17 protein-coding genes are annotated in these 16989 nt (G+C 66.2%); 10 read left to right on the top strand and 7 right to left on the bottom strand.

What is annotated here, in order from left to right; genetic code table 11:
* Entirely contained in the window at positions 1-234 is a 234-nt protein-coding gene (locus tag AC3EF3_RS12010; protein WP_488532382.1) for an AEC family transporter, read from the top strand.
* Entirely contained in the window at positions 228-923 is a 696-nt protein-coding gene (locus tag AC3EF3_RS12005; protein ID WP_488532381.1) for an AEC family transporter, read from the top strand. Before AC3EF3_RS12010 ends, AC3EF3_RS12005 begins: the two co-directional genes overlap by 7 nt.
* On the opposite strand, the gene AC3EF3_RS12000 is transcribed toward AC3EF3_RS12005, so the two are convergent.
* The 3 genes from AC3EF3_RS12000 to AC3EF3_RS11990 form a co-directional block, all read right to left on the bottom strand.
* The gene (locus AC3EF3_RS12000) at positions 889-2904 is read right to left on the bottom strand and encodes a TRAP transporter permease (RefSeq protein WP_488532380.1); all 2016 of its coding nucleotides are present in this window, start codon (positions 2902-2904) and stop codon (positions 889-891) included. The two genes, AC3EF3_RS12005 and AC3EF3_RS12000, sit on opposite strands and share 35 nt — an antisense overlap.
* On the bottom strand, positions 2905-3858 hold the full coding sequence (locus AC3EF3_RS11995) for a TAXI family TRAP transporter solute-binding subunit (protein ID WP_488532379.1): 954 nt from the start codon (positions 3856-3858) through the stop codon (positions 2905-2907).
* A gap of 394 nt (positions 3859-4252) precedes the next feature.
* Positions 4253-5164 (bottom strand): LysR substrate-binding domain-containing protein, encoded by a 912-nt coding sequence (locus tag AC3EF3_RS11990; RefSeq protein WP_488532378.1) that lies wholly within the window; start codon positions 5162-5164, stop codon positions 4253-4255.
* A gap of 97 nt (positions 5165-5261) precedes the next feature.
* Between AC3EF3_RS11990 and AC3EF3_RS11985 the strand changes: the two genes are divergently transcribed.
* From AC3EF3_RS11985 to AC3EF3_RS11950, 8 genes are read left to right on the top strand one after another with little or no spacing between them, the layout of a single operon-like run.
* The gene (locus AC3EF3_RS11985) at positions 5262-5942 is read left to right on the top strand and encodes a substrate-binding domain-containing protein (protein WP_488532377.1); all 681 of its coding nucleotides are present in this window, start codon (positions 5262-5264) and stop codon (positions 5940-5942) included.
* Positions 5943-5962: 20 nt separating this feature from the next.
* Entirely contained in the window at positions 5963-6997 is a 1035-nt protein-coding gene (locus tag AC3EF3_RS11980) for an amidohydrolase family protein (protein ID WP_488532376.1), read from the top strand.
* A 3-nt stretch (positions 6998-7000) separates the two neighbouring features.
* Complete coding sequence (ligK, locus tag AC3EF3_RS11975) at positions 7001-7684, top strand: 4-carboxy-4-hydroxy-2-oxoadipate aldolase/oxaloacetate decarboxylase (RefSeq protein ID WP_488532375.1); 684 nt, start codon at positions 7001-7003, stop codon at positions 7682-7684.
* A gap of 2 nt (positions 7685-7686) precedes the next feature.
* Positions 7687-8610: an amidohydrolase family protein gene (locus AC3EF3_RS11970; protein WP_488532374.1), complete on the top strand. Its 924-nt coding sequence runs from the start codon at positions 7687-7689 to the stop codon at positions 8608-8610.
* Positions 8611-8612: 2 nt separating this feature from the next.
* Positions 8613-8987, top strand: a complete 375-nt coding sequence (ligA, locus tag AC3EF3_RS11965) for a protocatechuate 4,5-dioxygenase subunit alpha (RefSeq protein ID WP_488532373.1) — start codon at positions 8613-8615, stop codon at positions 8985-8987.
* On the top strand, positions 8987-9841 hold the full coding sequence (locus AC3EF3_RS11960) for a class III extradiol dioxygenase subunit beta (RefSeq protein ID WP_488532372.1): 855 nt from the start codon (positions 8987-8989) through the stop codon (positions 9839-9841). The genes ligA and AC3EF3_RS11960 overlap by 1 nt, the downstream gene beginning before the upstream one ends.
* Position 9842: 1 nt before the next feature.
* Positions 9843-10796, top strand: coding sequence for a Gfo/Idh/MocA family oxidoreductase (locus tag AC3EF3_RS11955; RefSeq protein ID WP_488532371.1), 954 nt, complete (start codon positions 9843-9845; stop codon positions 10794-10796).
* Entirely contained in the window at positions 10793-11800 is a 1008-nt protein-coding gene (locus AC3EF3_RS11950) for an aldo/keto reductase (protein ID WP_488532370.1), read from the top strand. The genes AC3EF3_RS11955 and AC3EF3_RS11950 overlap by 4 nt, the downstream gene beginning before the upstream one ends.
* Here the strand turns inward: AC3EF3_RS11950 and AC3EF3_RS11945 are convergent, their stop codons facing one another.
* The 4 genes from AC3EF3_RS11945 to rpoD form a co-directional block, all read right to left on the bottom strand.
* The gene (locus AC3EF3_RS11945; RefSeq protein WP_488532369.1) at positions 11801-12304 is read right to left on the bottom strand and encodes a DUF2231 domain-containing protein; all 504 of its coding nucleotides are present in this window, start codon (positions 12302-12304) and stop codon (positions 11801-11803) included.
* A gap of 121 nt (positions 12305-12425) precedes the next feature.
* Positions 12426-13649: a YncE family protein gene (locus AC3EF3_RS11940; RefSeq protein ID WP_488532368.1), complete on the bottom strand. Its 1224-nt coding sequence runs from the start codon at positions 13647-13649 to the stop codon at positions 12426-12428.
* A gap of 13 nt (positions 13650-13662) precedes the next feature.
* Positions 13663-14445 (bottom strand): creatininase family protein, encoded by a 783-nt coding sequence (locus tag AC3EF3_RS11935; protein WP_488532367.1) that lies wholly within the window; start codon positions 14443-14445, stop codon positions 13663-13665.
* Positions 14446-14496: 51 nt separating this feature from the next.
* Entirely contained in the window at positions 14497-16857 is a 2361-nt protein-coding gene (gene rpoD / locus AC3EF3_RS11930; protein ID WP_488532366.1) for an RNA polymerase sigma factor RpoD, read from the bottom strand.
* Between the last annotated feature and the right edge of the window lie 132 nt (positions 16858-16989).

Below are 16989 nucleotides of genomic sequence, written 5' to 3'. Positions count from 1 at the left end.
GTGCCGGGCGTCCTCGCGCTCACCGGTCCCATCTTCCTCGTGATCGCCGCGGGCTATGTGGCCACGCGCCTGGGCCTGTTCGAGCGCGCCGAGATGCGCGTTTTCGGCAAGTACGTCATCAACATCGCATTGCCGGCGCTGTTGTTCAACGCGCTGTCGCAGCGCAGCGTGGGCGAGGTGATCGAGCCGGTGTTCATCGCCGCATACGCGATCGCGGCGTCGCCAACATGCTGATGGGCATCGTGTGGGCGCGCCGGTTCGCGCACAAGTCGGTCTCGGCCAGCGCGATCGTCGGCATGGGCATGTCCTGCCCGAACAGCGGATTCATCGGCTTTCCACTGGTGGCGCAGCTGTTCGGGCCCGCCACGGCGGGCGTGTGCCTGGCGCTCGCCATGGTGGTGGAGAACTTCCTCCTGCTGCCGCTGGCGCTGGCCATCGCCGACAGCGAAGCGGACGACGTGAAGTCGGCGATCGCGCAGTCGCTGAAGGCGCTGGCGCGCAACCCGATGATCCACGGCATCGCGATCGGCTTCCTGTTCTCGCTCGCCGGCTGGCATCTGCCCGAGCCGCTCGCGAAGGCCGTGAACCTGTTCGCGGCATCGACGGCCGCGATCTCCCTGTTCGTGATCGGCGGCACGCTGGTCGGCATCCAGGCGCACGGCCTCAAGCGCGACGTGACGGCGATCGCGATCGGCAAGCTGCTGGTGCACCCGCTGCTGGTGCTCGCGCTCGTGCTGCTGCTGCCGCCCATGCGGCGCGAGCTGCAGGTCGCGGTGGTCCTGATGGCGGCCGTGCCGATGTTGGGGATCTATCCCATCCTCGCGCAGAAGCACGGGCACGACGCGATGGCCGCGGGCGCCCAACTGGGCACCACGGTCGCTGCCTTCTTCACGCTGACGGCGCTGCTCTGGGTGATCGCCTGAGCACCTGCATCCCCGCTGCGGCGATGAACAGCGCGAGGCCGACCAGGTCGGCCGTCGTCGTGGGGTAGACCAGCGCGAAGCCCGCCGCGATGAACAGCGCGCGCTCGATCGTCGTGGTCCGGCGCAGCGCCCAGCCCTGGAAACCCGCGGCGATCGCGGCGATGCCGATGGCGGCCGTGATCGTCACTTCGGCAATCGACCACCAGTTGGCGTTCGCGAGGGCTTTCGCCGATCCCATCAGCAGCAAGCCTTGTCCGCTGGGATCGAGCACGAACATGAAGGGCACGAGGAAGGCCGGCACCGTGTACTTCCAGCACTGCATCGTCGTCTTGTACGGATCGCCCCCCGTGATCGCGGCTGCGGCAAAAGGCGACAGCGCCGTGGGGGGCGAGACTTCCGACAACACGGCGTAATAGAAGATGAACATGTGCGCCGCGAAGTCGGGCACGCCGAGCTTCGTCAGCGCCGGCGCGGTGATGACCGCGCAGATGATGTACGAAGCCGTCACCGGCACGGCCAGCCCGACGATCCAGACCACGAGCGACGTGAAGACCGCCGTGAGCAGCAGCGAGCCATGGGCGTAGTCGATCACGATCGTGCTGAACTTCAGGCCCAGGCCCGTGAGCGTGACGACGCCGACGATGATGCCGGCGCCCGCGCAAGTGGCGCCGACGTTGAGCATGCCGACCGAGCCGCCTTCCAGCGCCTTGACGAAGCCGGAATCCAGCACCTTCCGCCACAGCGCGCCCGGAGCCTTGAAGATGTCGTACGGGATCAGCGAGGTGTCGCGGCGCAGGAAGCTCGTGGCGAACGACACCAGCGTGGCCCAGAACACCGACAGCACCGGCGAGAAGCCCCACAGCATGAAGACGATGATGGAGATGAGCGACAGGAAGTGGAACCAGTACTTGCGCGTGAGGTTCCAGACCGTGTCGACCTTCGCGAAGGTGGTGTCCTTCATGCCGAACTTGCGCGCGTCGATCTCCACCATCAGGAACAGGGCGAAGTAGTAGAGCAGCGTGGGCACCGTCGCCATCAACAGCACGTCGATGTACGAGATCTTCAGGAACTCGGCGATGAGGAAGGCCGCGGCGCCGAGCACGGGCGGCGAGATGATCGCGCCCAGGCCGCCGGCCGCGAGCAGGCCGCCCGCGGCGTTCTTCTCGTAGCCGACCTTCGCAAGCATCGGGTAGGCGACGGAGCCCAGCGTCACGGTCGTCGCCACGCCCGAGCCCGACGGCCCGCCGAGGAGGAACGACGCGAGCACCACCGTCCGACCCGCGCCCGTGGGCTTGCCGCCCATCGCGGAGAAGGAGAAGTCGATGTAGAACTTGCCGGCCTGCGAGTACTGCAGGAACGCGCCGAAGATCGTGAACAGGATGATGAGCGACGAGGAAACATCGACGGCCGAGCCGAAGATGCCTTCGAGCGTCATGTACATCACGCCCACCAGCCGGTCGACGTCGTAGCCCTTGTGCGTCCACGGTGCCGGCAGCCACGGGCCGGCGAGCGCGTAGGCGATGAACCCGCTGGTGATCACCGGCATGATCCAGCCGTTGGTGCGTCGCATGGCTTCCATCACCAGCACGATCAGGGCAGCGCCGAACACGATGTCCCAGGTCTCGGGCGAGGTGTTGCGGTCGGTGAAGTCGTCGCCGCTGTAGAGCGCGTACACGGCGATCGCGACGGCGAGGATCGCGGCGACCCAGTCCCACCACATCGCGCGATGGCGAAAGCGCGGGGCGATCGGGAAGACGAGGAAGCAGAGGAACAGCACGAACGCCACGTGGATGTAGCGCAGCTGCTGCGTGGGCACGATCCACGCGGCGGCATACAGGTGGAACACCGACATCGCCACCGCGACCAACGTGACGAAGACGGCCATGGCGCCGCGGAACTTGTTCGCGGCGCCTTCCTCCTGCTCGATGAATTCCTCGGCCTTGGCGAGCGCCTCGCCGGTGATAGCGACGGCTTCCGCCATTTATTGGACCTTGATGCCTTTTTCGGCGAAGTACTTGATGGCGCCGGGGTGGAAGGGGATCGGCGTGGCCGAAGCCTTCTGGTTCTCCAGCTTGATGTTCTCGGCTTCCTTGTGCACGGCCACCAGTTCGGGCTTCTTCTCGAAGATCGTCTTGACGATTTCGTAGGCGGTCTTGTCGTCCATCTTCTCGTGGGCGACGAGGATGTTCATCACCGTGGCCTGGTGGTTGTCGGCGTCCATCCCGTGGTAGGTGCTCCTGGGGATCACGTCCTCGACGTACAGGTTGCCGTATTTCTTGTTCATCACGGGCACGAGCTGGGCGTGGTCGATCAGCTTGATCTTCGTGCCGGGCGTGTTGGCGAGGTCCTGCACGGCCGCCGTGGGAAGGCCCCCCACCCAGAAGAACGCGTCGATCTTGCCGTCCTTGATCGCGTTGACCGATTCCGCGGCGCCCAGGCGCTCGCGCTTGATGTCCTTGTCCTTGTCGATGCCGGCAGCCTCGAGCAGGCGGAAGGCCATCACCTCGGTGGCGCTGCCCGGCGAGCCGGTCGAGACGCGCTTGCCCTTCAGGTCCGCGAACTTCGCGATGCCCTTGCCGTCGATGGCGACGACGTGCATGCGGTTCGGGTAGAGCACGGCCAGGGTCTTCACCGGCACCTTGTGCCCCTTGAACTTGTCCTCGCCCTTGGCGGCATCCAGCGCGGCATCGGCCATCGAGAAGCCAACGTAGGGCTTGCCGCTTTCGATCAGTTTCAGGTTGTCCACGGACCCGCCGGTGACTTCGGCCGTGGCCTGCATGCCGGGGACGTACTTGGACAGCACCGCGGCAAGGCCGCCACCCATCGGGTAATAGACGCCCCCGGTGCCGCCCGTCGCGATCGAGATGTTCTGGGCGAATGCCGCGGACGCCACAAAGGCCAAGAGAGCCACGAGAAAGGACCTGAACAATTTCATCCGTTGTCTCCTTGCTGTGGGGCCATTGTGTTGGCATGCCATCGTGGTCGCAGCGGGGATTTCCCCGTACGCCAAAGGGTGTCATGCCAAGGCCGGGAGAGCTCGCGTCAGGCGGTGCCCGTCAGGCCTCATCTAGAAATCGGCCAGCCGGGCACCGCCTGACGCGAGTGACGCGCCGCGCTCGATCGACCCTCTCCACATACCAGCGATGCAGGGTCGGCGGTCGGGGAGGGCTTTTCGCAGGGCCATTCGCGTACCCCAGCGGACAGTTCTGGCGCGATGGTGGCGGGAGGGCGGGACCTCCAGACGACGCGATGGTCGTCGCGAGCGTGTCCCGGAGAAAAGCCCTCCCCGGCCGCCGACCCGGACCACCGTCGACCCCGCTCGCGTCCCTTCAGTGGTGCGCGACGACCTTCGGCACGATCTTCTGGATCAAGTCCAGCGTGGCCTTCTGCACCGGCGTCGCGGGCCGCTGCAGGCTCGTGGCCAGCGAGAGCGCGATGCGCAGCGGCGGCACGCCTATCTGCTGCGCGGTGTAGGCCGAGGGACGGGGCGAGTTCAGCAGCGCGTTGTGCGACAGGATGGCGCAGCCGGCGCCATCGAGCACGAGGTCCAGGATCGCCGACACGCCATCGATCTCCAGCGCCACGTTCGGCTTGCAACCGATGCCGGCCAGCGCCGATTCGACGTGCAGCCGGATCGCGTTCGGCCGGCTGGGGATGACGAGCGGCATGCGCGCGACTTCCTCGAGCGGCACGGGGCCCGGCGGCGGATCTTCGTGCAGGCCCGGCGGCCGCGCGCGCACGAGCAGCAGTTCCTCCTCCAGCAGCGGCAGGACGTCCAGCTCGCGCGAAGGCTGCGCGTTGTAGAGCACCGCGATGTCCAGCCGCCCGCTGGCCAGGCCCTCCTGCAGGCCGGCCGACAGTGCCTCGCTGATCGAGAGCCTGGCCTCCGGCATGGCCTCGCGGAACGCGCGCATGAGCGGCACCGCGAGGACGCGAGCGACGCTGCTGGGCAGGCCCAGCGCCACCCGGCCCGACAGGCCGCCGCGCAGCCGGCCGAGGTCATCCCGCGCACGCTGCACCTGGTGCAGGATGCCGCGGCCATGCTCCAGCAGGACCTTGCCCGCTTCCGTCGGCACCGCGCCGCGACCGTTGCGCAGGAGCAGGGTCTGCCGTAGCTCGACTTCCAGCAGGCGCACCTGGCGGCTGAGCGCCGGCTGCGCCACGTCGAGCTCCACGGCCGCGCGCGTGAAGCTGCCGAGCTCGGCGACGCGGACGAAATACTCGAGCTGCTTGAGGTCCATGATCTTTGATGGCAGACCTGCCATTATGCTGATCTGCTATAGCTGCTAGAGGCGGTCCGGACTGTCCTTTGCACCGGCGGCTCACCACAATGGCCGCATGACCGTGATCCGCGGAATCTCCTCCATGGCCACGCGCCAGCTGCTGGGCGAGCTGGCCGCGATGTACCGCAACGTGGCCGACGTGCAGATCGAATCGATCGGCGGCGTGGATGCGGCCCGGCGCGTGCAGGCCGGCGAAGCGTTCGACGTGGTGATCCTCGCTTCGGACGCGATCGGCAAGCTGGAAGAAGCGGGCAAGGTCGTCGCCGGCAGCCGGGTGGACATCGTGCGCTCGGGCGTCGGCGTCGCCGTCAAGGCGGGCCGCCCGCGGCCCTACATCGGCAGCGAGGAAGCCCTCAAGCGCGCGGTGCTCGATGCGCCCGCGATCGGCTATTCGACCGGGCCGAGCGGCACGGCGCTCGTGAAACTGTTCGAGCGCTGGGGCATCGCGGACCAGATGCGCGAGCGACTCGTGCAGGCCACGCCCGGCGTGCCGGTCGGCTCCATGGTCGCCGAAGGCAAGGTCGCGCTCGGGTTCCAGCAGCTCTCCGAACTGATCCATGTGCGCGGCATCGAGATCGTCGGGGCCATGCCCGAAGCCGTGCAGATCATCACCACCTTCTCCGGCGCCGTGTGCACGACCTGCACGCAGCCCGCCGCCGCTCGCGCGCTGCTCGCGTTCATGGCTTCCCCGTCCACCGCCGAGGCCAAACACCGCCAGGGCATGGAGCCCGCCTGATTTCCCTTCAAGACCAGACCATGAGCATCATCATCGATTGCCACGGCCACTACACCACGGCGCCCAAGGCGCTCGAGGAGTGGCGCAACCGCCAGATCGCCGGCATCAACGACCCGGCCGCCATGCCGAAACCTTCGGAACTGAGGATTTCCGACGACGACATCCGCGAGTCCATCATCAACAACCAGCTGCGCCTGATGAAGGAGCGCGGCAACGACCTGACGCTGTTCTCGCCGCGCGCGAGCTTCATGGCGCACCACATCGGCGATTTCAACGTGTCGAGCACCTGGGCCGCGATCTGCAACGAGCTGTGCTTCCGCGTGTCGCAACTCTTCCCGGAACACTTCGTGCCGGTGGCGATGCTGCCGCAGTCGCCGGGGGTCGATCCGAAGACCTGCATCCCGGAGCTGGAGAAGTGCGTGACGGAGTACGGGTGCGTAGGGATCAACCTGAACCCCGATCCCTCGGGCGGGCACTGGAAGGAGCCGCCGCTCACGGACAAGTGGTGGTACCCGATCTACGAGAAGATGGTGGAGTACGACCTGCCGGCCATGGTCCACGTCAGCACGAGCTGCAACCCGGCATTCCACACGACCGGCGCGCATTACCTGAACGCCGACACCACGGCCTTCATGCAGTGCATCCAGGGCGACCTGTTCAGGGACTTCCCGACCCTGCGCTTCATCATCCCGCACGGCGGCGGCGCGGTGCCTTACCACTGGGGGCGTTTCCGCGGGCTCGCGCAGGAGATGAAGCGGCCGCCTCTCGCCGAGCACGTGATGAACAACATCTACTTCGACACCTGCGTGTACCACCAGCCGGGCATCGACCTGCTGAACAAGGTGATCCCGGTCAGGAACGTGCTGTTCGCCAGCGAGATGATCGGCGCGGTGCGCGGCATCGACCCGACCACCGGCCACTACTACGACGACACCAAGCGCTACATCGACGCCTGCGAGCTGCTCTCGCCCGAGGACAAGCACGCGATCTTCGAGGCCAACACGCGACGTGTCTTCCCGCGCCTGGACGCGCGACTCAAGCAACAAGGACGCTGACCCATGTACGAACTCGGAGTCGTTTACCGCAACATCGAGCGCGCGGACCGCGAGACGGCCGACGCGCTGGCGAAATTCGGCGCATCCACGGTGCACGAGGCCATGGGCCGCGTGGGCTTGATGAAGCCCTACATGCGGCCCATCTATGCCGGTGCGCAGGTCTCGGGCACGGCGGTGACGGTGCTGCTGCAGCCGGGCGACAACTGGATGCTGCACGTCGCGGCCGAGCAGATCCAGCCTGGCGACATCGTCGTGGCCGCCTGCACTACCGAGAACACCGATGGCTTCTTCGGCGACCTGCTGGCGACGTCCTTCAAGGCACGGGGCGCGCGCGGCCTGGTCATCGACGCCGGTTGCCGCGACGTGAAGACGCTCACCGAGATGGGCTTTCCCGTGTGGACGAAGGCGATCAGCTCCAAGGGCACCGTGAAGGCCACACTGGGGTCGGTGAACATCCCCGTGGTGTGTGCCGGCGCGCTGGTCCATCCCGGCGACGTGATCGTGGCAGATGATGACGGCGTGGTGTGCGTTCCCAAAGCGATGGCGAAGAAGACGCTCGACGCGGCCATCGCCCGCGAGGCGAACGAGGGCGAAAAGCGCGCCAAGCTGGCGTCGGGCGTGCTGGGCCTGGACATGTACAAGATGCGCGAGCCGCTGGCCAAGGCGGGCCTGCGATACATCGACTGAAGATGAGCAAACCCACTACTGGCGGATTCGAGAAGACCCCGGGCTGGCTCGACTGGTATGCCAACCCGAGCAAGCCGAAGTTCCAGTTGCCGCCCGGCAGCGTCGATGCGCACTGCCACGTGTTCGGCCCCGGCGCGCAGTTTCCCTATGCGCCGGAGCGCAAGTACACGCCTTGCGACGCGAGCAAGGAGCAGCTGTTCGCCCTGCGCGACCACCTCGGCTTCGACAGGAACGCGATCGTGCAGGCCACCTGCCATGGCGCGGACAACCGCGCACTGGTCGATGCGCTGAAGTCGTCCAATGGCCAGGCGCGCGGCGTCGCGACGGTGAAGCGCAGCGTCACCGACCGTGAGCTGGAAGAGATGCATGCTGCCGGCGTGCGCGGCGTGCGCTTCAATTTCGTCAAGCGGCTGGTCGATTTCACGCCGAAGGACGAGTTGATGGAGATCGCCTCGCGCATCGCGCCCCTCGGCTGGCACGTCGTCATCTACTTCGAGGCACAGGACCTGCCCGAGCTGTGGGACTTCTTCACCAGCCTGCCGACCACCGTGGTGGTGGACCACATGGGCCGGCCCGACGTGAAGAAGCCCGTCGATGGGCCCGAGTTCCAGCTGTTCCTGAAGTTCATGCGCGAGCACGGCAACGTCTGGAGCAAGGTGAGCTGTCCCGAACGCCTGTCGGTGAGCGGCCCGCCGGCGCTGAATGGCGAACGCAATGCCTACCGCGATGTCGTGCCGTTCGCGCGCAAGGTGGTGGAGACTTTCCCCGACCGTGTGCTGTGGGGCACCGACTGGCCGCACCCGAACCTGAAGGACCACATGCCGGACGACGGGCTGCTGGTCGACTTCATCCCGCACATCGCCCCGACCGCAGAACTGCAGCGCAAACTGCTGGTCGACAATCCGACGCGCCTCTATTGGGCCTGACCATGTCACTCGACAAACCCTACAGGAACGTGCCCGGCACGACGATCTTCGACGCCGACCAGAGCCGCATGGGTTACTGGCTCAACCAGTTCTGCATGTCGCTGATGAAGGCCGAGAACCGCGAGCGCTTCAAGAAGGACGAACGCGCCTATCTCGACGAATGGCCCATGACGGAGGCGCAGAAGGAGGCCGTGCTCGCGCGCGACCTCAATCGCTGCATCGCGCTGGGCGGCAACATCTACTTCCTCGCGAAGATCGGCGCGACGGACGGCAAGAGCTTCCAGCAGATGGCCGGATCGATGACCGGCATGAGCGAGGACGAGTACCGCAACATGATGATCGCCGGCGGCCGCGATCCCAAATGGGGAAGGAAGTAATGGCCCGTATCACCGCATCCGTCTACACCTCGCACGTGCCGGCCATCGGCGCGGCGATGGACCTGGGCAAGACACAGGAGCCGTACTGGCAGAAAGTGTTCGCCGGCTACGACTTCTCGCGCCAGTGGCTGAAGGAGAACAAGCCCGACGTCGTGTTCCTCGTGTACAACGACCACGCGACGGCGTTCAGCCTGGAGATCATCCCGACGTTCGCGATCGGGACGGCCGACAAATTCAAGGTCGCCGACGAAGGCTGGGGGCCGCGGCCGGTGCCCGACGTCGAGGGCGCGCCCGACCTCGCGTCACACATCGCGCAATCCGTCATCCAGCAGGATTTCGACCTGACCATCGTCAACAAGATGGACGTGGACCATGGGCTGACGGTGCCGCTCTCGCTGATGTGCGGGCAGGTGCAGCAGTGGCCCTTCAGGGTGATCCCGTTCGCCGTCAACGTCGTGCAGTACCCGGTGCCAAGCGGCATGCGCTGCTTCCGGCTCGGCCAGGCGATCCGCAAGGCGATCGAGAGCTTCGACGAAGACCTGAATGTGCAGATCTGGGGCACGGGTGGCATGAGCCACCAGCTGCAAGGGCCGCGCGCGGGCCTGATCAACAAGGAGTGGGACAACCGTTTCCTCGACCGCTTGATCGCCGAGCCGGAAGAACTTGCGAAGGTTCCGCACATCGAGTACGTGGAAGAAGCCGGCAGCGAAGGCATCGAGCTCGTGATGTGGCTCATCGCACGCGGTGCCATGGCCGACGTGAACGGCGGCGGCAAGCCCCAAGTCAAACACCGCTTCTACCATGTGCCCGCGTCGAACACGGCCGTCGGCCACCTGATCCTGGAGAACAACTGAGATGGCAAACACAGTGAGAGTCGCCCTGGCCGGCGCGGGCGCATTCGGCCAGAAGCACCTCGACGGGCTCAAGCTGATCGAGGGCGTACAGGTCACGTCCCTCATCGGGCGCGAGCTGGACAAGACGCAGGAAGTCGCGAAGAAATACGGCGTCGGCCACGTGACGACCGACCTCGCCGAAAGCCTCGCGCGCAAGGACGTCGACGCCGTGATCCTGTGCACGCCCACGCAAATGCATGCCGAACAGGCGCTCGCGTGCCTGAAAGCGGGCAAGCATGTGCAGGTGGAGATTCCCTTGTGCGACAGACTCGCCGACGGCGTCGCCGTCAACGAGATGCAGAAAAAGACCGGCCTGGTGGCGATGGTGGGCCATACGCGCCGCTTCAACCCGAGCCACCAGTACGTGCACAAGAAGATCGTGGCGGGCGAGTTCAACATCCAGCAAATGGACGTGCAGACCTACTTCTTCCGTCGCACGAACATGAACGCGCTCGGCCAGCCGCGCTCGTGGACCGACCACCTGCTGTGGCACCACGCGGCGCACACCGTGGACCTGTTCCAGTACCAGACCGGCAGCCGCGTCGTGAAGGCCCATGCGGTCCAGGGCCCGATCCATCCCACGCTCGGCATCGCGATGGACATGAGCATCCAGCTCAAGGCCGAGAACGGCGCGATCTGCACGCTGTCGCTCTCGTTCAACAACGAGGGGCCGCTGGGCACCTTCTTCCGCTACATCGGCGACAGCGCGACCTACATCGCACGGTACGACGACCTGTTCAACGGCAAGGACGAGAAGATCGACGTGTCCAGGGTCGACGTGTCGATGAACGGCATCGAGCTGCAGGACCGCGAGTTCGTCGCCGCCATCCGCGAAGGACGCGAGCCCAACGCCAGCGTCGCGAAGGTGCTGCCGTGCTACGAGGTGCTGGACCAGCTGGAGAAGCAGCTGCAGTGAAGACGCGCAAGCTCGGGCCCTTCGAGGTCTCCTGCATCGGCCTCGGCTGCATGAACCTCAGCCACGCCTACGGCACCCCGCCGTCGGCGGAGCAGGGCGAGCGCGTGCTGCGGGCGGCGCTCGATGCCGGCGTGACGCTGTTCGACACGGCGGCGCTGTACGGCTTCGGGGCCAACGAGACGCTGGTCGGGCGGGTGCTGAAGCCGTATCGCGAACAGATCACCTTGTGCAGCAAGGGCGGCATGGCCGGCGTGACCGGCGACGATGGCGTGACCCGCCGCGTGATCGACGGACGGCCCGAGGCGATCCGCCGCAATTGCGAGGACAGCCTCAGGCGCCTGCAGACCGAAGTCATCGACCTGTATTACCTGCACCGCTGGGACAAGAAGGTGCCGATCGAAGAGAGCGTCGGCGCGATGGCCGACCTGGTGCGTGCGGGCAAGGTGCGGGCCATCGGCCTGTCGGAGGTGTCGGCCGCGACGATCCGCAAGGCGCATCGGGAGCACTTGATCACGGCGATACAGACCGAATACTCGCTGTGGACGCGCAACCCCGAGATCGCCGTGCTCGATGCCTGCCGTGAGCTCGGCATCGCGTTCGTCGCGTTCAGCCCGGTCGCGCGTGGATTCCTGTGCGACGCCGTGCATGACGTCGCGGCATTCGACGCGAAGGACATCCGCCGCTCGATGCCGCGCTTCGAGCCGGCGAATCACGTGGAAAACCTCAAGCTGCTGGCCGGCTACAAGGCGTTGGCGCGCGAAGCGGGCTGCACGCCGGCTCAACTCGCGCTGGCGTGGCTGCTGCACAAGCGCGAGGACATCGTTCCCATCCCCGGCACGACCAGCGCCGATCATCTGCGCGAGGACCTTGCGGCGGCAGATATCGAACTCGCGCCGGACCTCGTCGCCCGCCTGGAGGCGCACGTCAACGAGCGCACGGTGCACGGCCATCGCTACGGTGCGCAGGCGCGCACCGAAGTCGACACCGAGGAATTCGAACCCTGACTACTTGCCGGCCACGTGGGCGTGGCGCGTGGCGTGGTGCGTACCGAGCGAGCTCGACGCGTCGAGGTTGGCGTCTTCATCCACGCCGACACCGAGGCGGTCGACCAGCTCGCCGCCCAGCCATCCGGTGAAGAGGGCGAGGATCGCGCCCGCGAACGACCAGATCATCACGTTGGCCGCCGGCGCATAGTCCGTGTCGCGCATGAACCAGCTCGCGACGAACAACAGGACGACGACGAGGTTGCCGCCGCCGTGCATCGCGCCTATGCGCTTGGCGCGCGTGCCGCTGGGGATGGCCAGCCAGTCGAGGAAGCCGAACGGCGCGGCCAGCAGCCCGCCAATGATGCCGGCGACCATCATCCAGTAGGACACCGCGGCCATGACCTCGTCGTGGCGCGCGAGATAGATGATGTCGAACAGCACCGCCGTCGCCAGCAGACCGAGCGGGAAGACGACCAGCATCTGGTGCAAGGAGTGGCCGAACAAGCGAACCCTGGCTTTCATGGAGCCTCCACAAGTGAACGGTGTGAGCTCATTGAATGCCCCGGCAGGTCCCGGATGCGCCAGCGCAGCTCTTTAACCGCTGTCGGCAAGCGCCGACGACGGCCGGGCTGGAGCGAGCCGGTCAGCGCAGGTTGCCCGTATGGCCGAGCGAATAACGGCCCGGCTGCGGCCAGACGGTCAGGCCGTGCGGCTCCTGGCCGACCTTCACGCGCGTCACGGCGCCGTTCGCCGTTTCGATGCGGTACACCTCGTCGTCGTAGCGCCCGGACAGCCACAGCCATTTGCCGTCGGCGCTGACGTTGCCCATGTCGGGGCTGCCACCGCCGGGGATCGGCCACGTCTGGACGACCTTGCCGGTGGCGAAGTCGATCACGCTGACGCTGCCGGGGCCCTTGCCCTTGCCGTGGATCTTGTGCGTGCTGCGGTTCGCCACGTAGAGCTTCGTGCCGTCGCGGCTGGGGTACAGGCCGTGTGCGCCCAGGCCCGTCGGAATGAAGCCGACCTGCTTGAATGCGTCGCCGTCGATCACGTGCACGCCATCGGCGTGCATGTCGGCGATATAGAAGCGCTTGCCGTCGGGCGAGATGCGGATGTCCTGCGGCATGCCCTTCGTCGCGGTGCAGATTTCGGTGAGCGGGCTGTCCACCGAATAGGCGCCTTCCTTGAACCGGGTGTCGGGCATCTGCAGCTTGAGATACCCGAGCACCTTGCGCTCGGCCAGGTCGATCTTCGCGACCGTGCCGTCGAATTCGCAGGTGAAGATGGCGAACTTGCCGTCGATCGAGAAATCCGCGTGGTTCACGCCGCCGCACTTGGGCACGTCGATCGAATACTGCGGCTGCATCGTGTGCGGGTCGCGGAAATCGAGCCGCCTCTTCGCCTCGGCGACCACGATGGCCGACTTGCCATCGGGCGTGAAGTACATGTTGTACGGATCGTCGACGGGGATGGCCTTGCCCGGCTTGCCGGTCGCCGGGTCGATGGGCGTCAGGCTGCCGTCGGTCCGGCCTTCGGCGTTGTTGGCGACCCAGAGCGTCTTCAGGTCCCACGCCGGAACGACGTGCTGCGGGCTGCGGCCGACCTTGAACTTGTCGACGACCTTCGCGGTTGCGGGATCGATCACATAGACCTCGTTGGAGCGCAGGTTCGGGACGTACACGCGCTCGAGGTGGTCCTTGACCGTGGGGCTGAATTTGCCCGCGCCGGTTTCGGCATAAACGCTCGTCGCAGCCGCGGGCGCACTGGCGGCAGGCTGGGGGCCTTGGCCCATCACATGGGTTGCGAGGAGGGCGCCCGTGCCCGCGATGACGGCGGAGGCGACAACAAGAAGGTGTTTCTGCTTCATGAGGGAAAGTGCCTTAGCGGCGGGTCAGCCGCTGGATCTCGGCCACGGATGTTTCAACGATTTCGCGCACGCCCAGTTGACCCAGGTCAGCATTTGCGCGCCGTGGATCGCCGTGCACGCCATCCTTGTCGGGCGCGGTGTGCGCGAGCGCCTCGCTGCGGACGAGCGACTTGTCCACGGCGAGCGCCAGCGACGTGTCGGCCAGTCCTGCGTGCGTGCCGATCTCGGCCGGGGAATGGCCGCGCTGCTTCAGCGCGGCCGGATAGCGGGTTTCGGTGACGCGGTAGTACTCCGGCAGGGCATGCGCGCGTGCGGGCCCGGACTGCCATTCGCGGTTCAGCCGGGCAGCGACATGCTCGATGTCCTTCAGGTAGCCGCCATGGTCGCCGAGGAAAACCACGTCGCGAAAGCCGTGCTGCCTGAAGCTGCGGGCCGCGCCTTCGAGCAGGGACTCGAACGCGGCGTCGGGGATCGAAATCGTGCCGGCGAAACGCATGTGCGCCTGCGGCGGGGTGACACCGCCCTCCGGCACGTAGCTGACGACCGGCGCCACGACGGCATTACCGAGGCGCTTCGCGATCTCCTCGGCCAGAAGGCGGGCGCGGACGTTGTGCTTGCCCAGCACCATGTGCGGCCCGTTCTGTTCGGTGCCGCCGATGGGAACGAGGATGGTGGTCGCGCCGGCCGCGATGCGCTCGCGCAGCTCGGGGGAGGTCATCTCCTCGAGCCGGACCGTCGCCTGCGCGAACACCAGCGCGGGAACGAGGGCGGCCACCGCCACGAGCGACTTCAGCATGACGGCAGAGTTTAGCCATGAAAAAAGCCGGAACTCGGTCCGGCTTTTTTGTTACAGCGTATCGATGAACGAGCGCAGCTTGTCGCTTCGGCTGGGGTGCTTCAGCTTGCGCAGCGCCTTGGCCTCGATCTGGCGGATGCGCTCGCGGGTGACGTCGAACTGCTTGCCGACTTCCTCCAGCGTGTGGTCCGTGCTCATCTCGATGCCGAAGCGCATGCGCAGCACCTTGGCCTCGCGCGGCGTGAGCGAATCGAGGATGTCCTTCACCACGTCGCGCAGGCCGGCCTGCATGGCGGCTTCGATCGGCGCGGTGTTGCCGGTGTCCTCGATGAAATCGCCCAGGTGCGAATCGTCGTCGTCCCCGATCGGCGTCTCCATGGAGATCGGCTCCTTGGCGATCTTCATGATCTTGCGGATCTTGTCCTCGGGGATCTCCATCTTCGCGGCCAGGATCGAGGCGTCCGGCTCGAAACCGAACTCCTGCAGGTGCTGGCGCGAGATGCGGTTCATCTTGTTGATCGTCTCGATCATGTGCACCGGGATGCGGATCGTCCGCGCCTGGTCCGCGATCGAGCGCGTGATCGCCTGGCGGATCCACCAGGTCGCGTAGGTCGAGAATTTGTAGCCGCGGCGGTACTCGAACTTGTCCACGGCCTTCATCAGGCCGATGTTGCCTTCCTGGATCAGGTCCAGGAACTGCAGGCCGCGGTTCGTGTACTTCTTGGCGATCGAGATCACCAGGCGCAGGTTGGCCTCGATCATCTCCTTCTTCGCCTCGCGCGACGAGGCCTCGCCCTCGTTCATGCGCTTGTTGATCTCCTTCAGCTCGGTGAGCGGCACCACCACGCGCGACTGCAGGTCCGCGAGCTTTTGCTGCAGTTCCTGGATCGGCGGGATGTTGCGCGCGATCACGGCGCTCCACGGCTTGCCGGCGGCGGCCTGCTTCTCCACCCACTTGAGGTTCAGCAGGTTGGGCGGGAACTCCTTGATGAAGGTTTCCTGCGGCATGCCGCACTTGTCCACGATGATGCGGCGCAGCTCGCGCTCCTTCTTGCGCACGTCGTCCACCTGGGCGCGCACCATGTCGCACAGCTTCTCGATCGTCTTGGCGGTGAAGCGGATGGTCATCAGCTCCTCGGACAGGGAATGCTGCGCCTTCACGTAGCCGGGCGTGCCGTAGCCTTCCTTGTCGTAGATCTTGTGGATCTTCTCGAACAGGAGGGCGATGCGGTCGAAGCGCTCGAGCGCCTGCGACTTCAGCTCCTCGAGCTTCTTGGTCAGCGCCTTGCTGCCGCCCTGGCCGTCGTCGTCGTCATCGGCGTCGAATTCGTCGAAGTCTTCCTCGGCCACGTAGTCGTCGGCCTCGTTCGGGTTCGAGAAGCCGTCCACCACCTGCGAGATGACGACCTTGCCTTCGCGGATCTCCTGCGCCAGGCGCAGGATCTCGGCGATCGTGGCGGGCGAGGCGGAGATGGCCTCCATCATCGCCATCAGGCCGCCTTCGATGCGCTTGGCGATCTCGATCTCGCCCTCGCGCGTGAGCAGCTCCACCGTGCCCATCTCGCGCATGTACATGCGCACCGGGTCCGTGGTGCGGCCGAATTCGGAATCGACGGTGGACAGGGCCGCTTCGGCTTCCTCTTCCGCTTCCTCGGCCGTCGCTGCCGTCGGCGTCGTGTTGTTCAACAGCAGCATCTCGGCGTCGGGCGTCTGCTCGTACACCGCCACGCCCAGGTCGTTGAGCATGGTGACCACGACTTCCAGCGTCTCGGCATCGACCAGCTTCTCGGGCAGGTGGTCGGTGATTTCGCCGTGCGTGAGGTAGCCGCGCGTCTTGCCGAGCGTGATCAGCGCCTTCAGGCGCTGGCGGCGCTTGAACATTTCCTCTTCGGACAGGATGGTCTCGTCCAGGCCGAATTCCTTCATCAAGGCGCGTTCCTTCGCCTTGCTGATCTTCATGCGCAGCGGCTTGACCTTTTCGACCACGGCCTCGGCGGGCGCGTCGTCGCCCCCCAGGTCGTCGTCCAGGTCCGTGAGGTCGACGTCGTCGTCCGACTTCGGCGCCTCGGCCGCATTCTTCGGCTTGCGGCCGCGCTTGGCGCCCTTGGCGGGCGAATCAGCCTCCGGAACCTGAGCCTTGGGCGGGCGGCCGGGCTTCTTTTTCACCACCTCCTCGGTGGCGACGGCTTTCAGGGACTTCTTCGGCTCTTCCTTGGCGGTGGCTTTGTCTTTCGCGATGGTCTTGGTGGCGGGCACGGGCTTGTCTTTCGAAACTGCTTTTTTGCCGGCCTTCGCTGGCGCCTTGGCAGGCGCGGTCTTCACGACCTTCAGCGGGGCCTTGGCGGCACTGCTTGGTTTGACCGGTTTTCGGGCAACGGGTTTCGCGGCGGGCTTGGACTTTGCGGCGGGCATGAAAAGTACCTCGGGACCTTCGGAAAGGACAGAAACACAATAAATGCGCCACTACTACCCGGCGCGGGTGATGACGGCGGGGCCGTCAGGGGCAAGATGGGTGGGCGAACATTTGGTGTGCAGCCCTTGCGG

This window comes from Ramlibacter sp. GS1-15, assembly GCF_057785015.1.
Note: the sequence above shows the minus strand (reverse complement) of the source record. Positions and strands in the feature narration are given on the sequence as shown.

Bases quoted from the DNA above. Each gene is read 5' to 3' on its own strand.
- AC3EF3_RS12005 (WP_488532381.1), top strand. From the start codon at position 228: ATGCTGATGGGCATCGTGTGGGCGCGCCGGTTCGCGCACAAGTCGGTC.
- AC3EF3_RS12000 (WP_488532380.1), bottom strand. From the start codon at position 2,904: ATGGCGGAAGCCGTCGCTATCACCGGCGAGGCGCTCGCCAAGGCCGAG.
- AC3EF3_RS11995 (WP_488532379.1), bottom strand. From the start codon at position 3,858: ATGAAATTGTTCAGGTCCTTTCTCGTGGCTCTCTTGGCCTTTGTGGCG.
- AC3EF3_RS11990 (WP_488532378.1), bottom strand. From the start codon at position 5,164: ATGGACCTCAAGCAGCTCGAGTATTTCGTCCGCGTCGCCGAGCTCGGC.
- AC3EF3_RS11985 (WP_488532377.1), top strand. From the start codon at position 5,262: ATGACCGTGATCCGCGGAATCTCCTCCATGGCCACGCGCCAGCTGCTG.
- AC3EF3_RS11980 (WP_488532376.1), top strand. From the start codon at position 5,963: ATGAGCATCATCATCGATTGCCACGGCCACTACACCACGGCGCCCAAG.
- ligK (WP_488532375.1), top strand. From the start codon at position 7,001: ATGTACGAACTCGGAGTCGTTTACCGCAACATCGAGCGCGCGGACCGC.
- AC3EF3_RS11970 (WP_488532374.1), top strand. From the start codon at position 7,687: ATGAGCAAACCCACTACTGGCGGATTCGAGAAGACCCCGGGCTGGCTC.
- ligA (WP_488532373.1), top strand. From the start codon at position 8,613: ATGTCACTCGACAAACCCTACAGGAACGTGCCCGGCACGACGATCTTC.
- AC3EF3_RS11960 (WP_488532372.1), top strand. From the start codon at position 8,987: ATGGCCCGTATCACCGCATCCGTCTACACCTCGCACGTGCCGGCCATC.
- AC3EF3_RS11955 (WP_488532371.1), top strand. From the start codon at position 9,843: ATGGCAAACACAGTGAGAGTCGCCCTGGCCGGCGCGGGCGCATTCGGC.
- AC3EF3_RS11945 (WP_488532369.1), bottom strand. From the start codon at position 12,304: ATGAAAGCCAGGGTTCGCTTGTTCGGCCACTCCTTGCACCAGATGCTG.
- AC3EF3_RS11940 (WP_488532368.1), bottom strand. From the start codon at position 13,649: ATGAAGCAGAAACACCTTCTTGTTGTCGCCTCCGCCGTCATCGCGGGC.
- AC3EF3_RS11935 (WP_488532367.1), bottom strand. From the start codon at position 14,445: ATGCTGAAGTCGCTCGTGGCGGTGGCCGCCCTCGTTCCCGCGCTGGTG.
- rpoD (WP_488532366.1), bottom strand. From the start codon at position 16,857: ATGCCCGCCGCAAAGTCCAAGCCCGCCGCGAAACCCGTTGCCCGAAAA.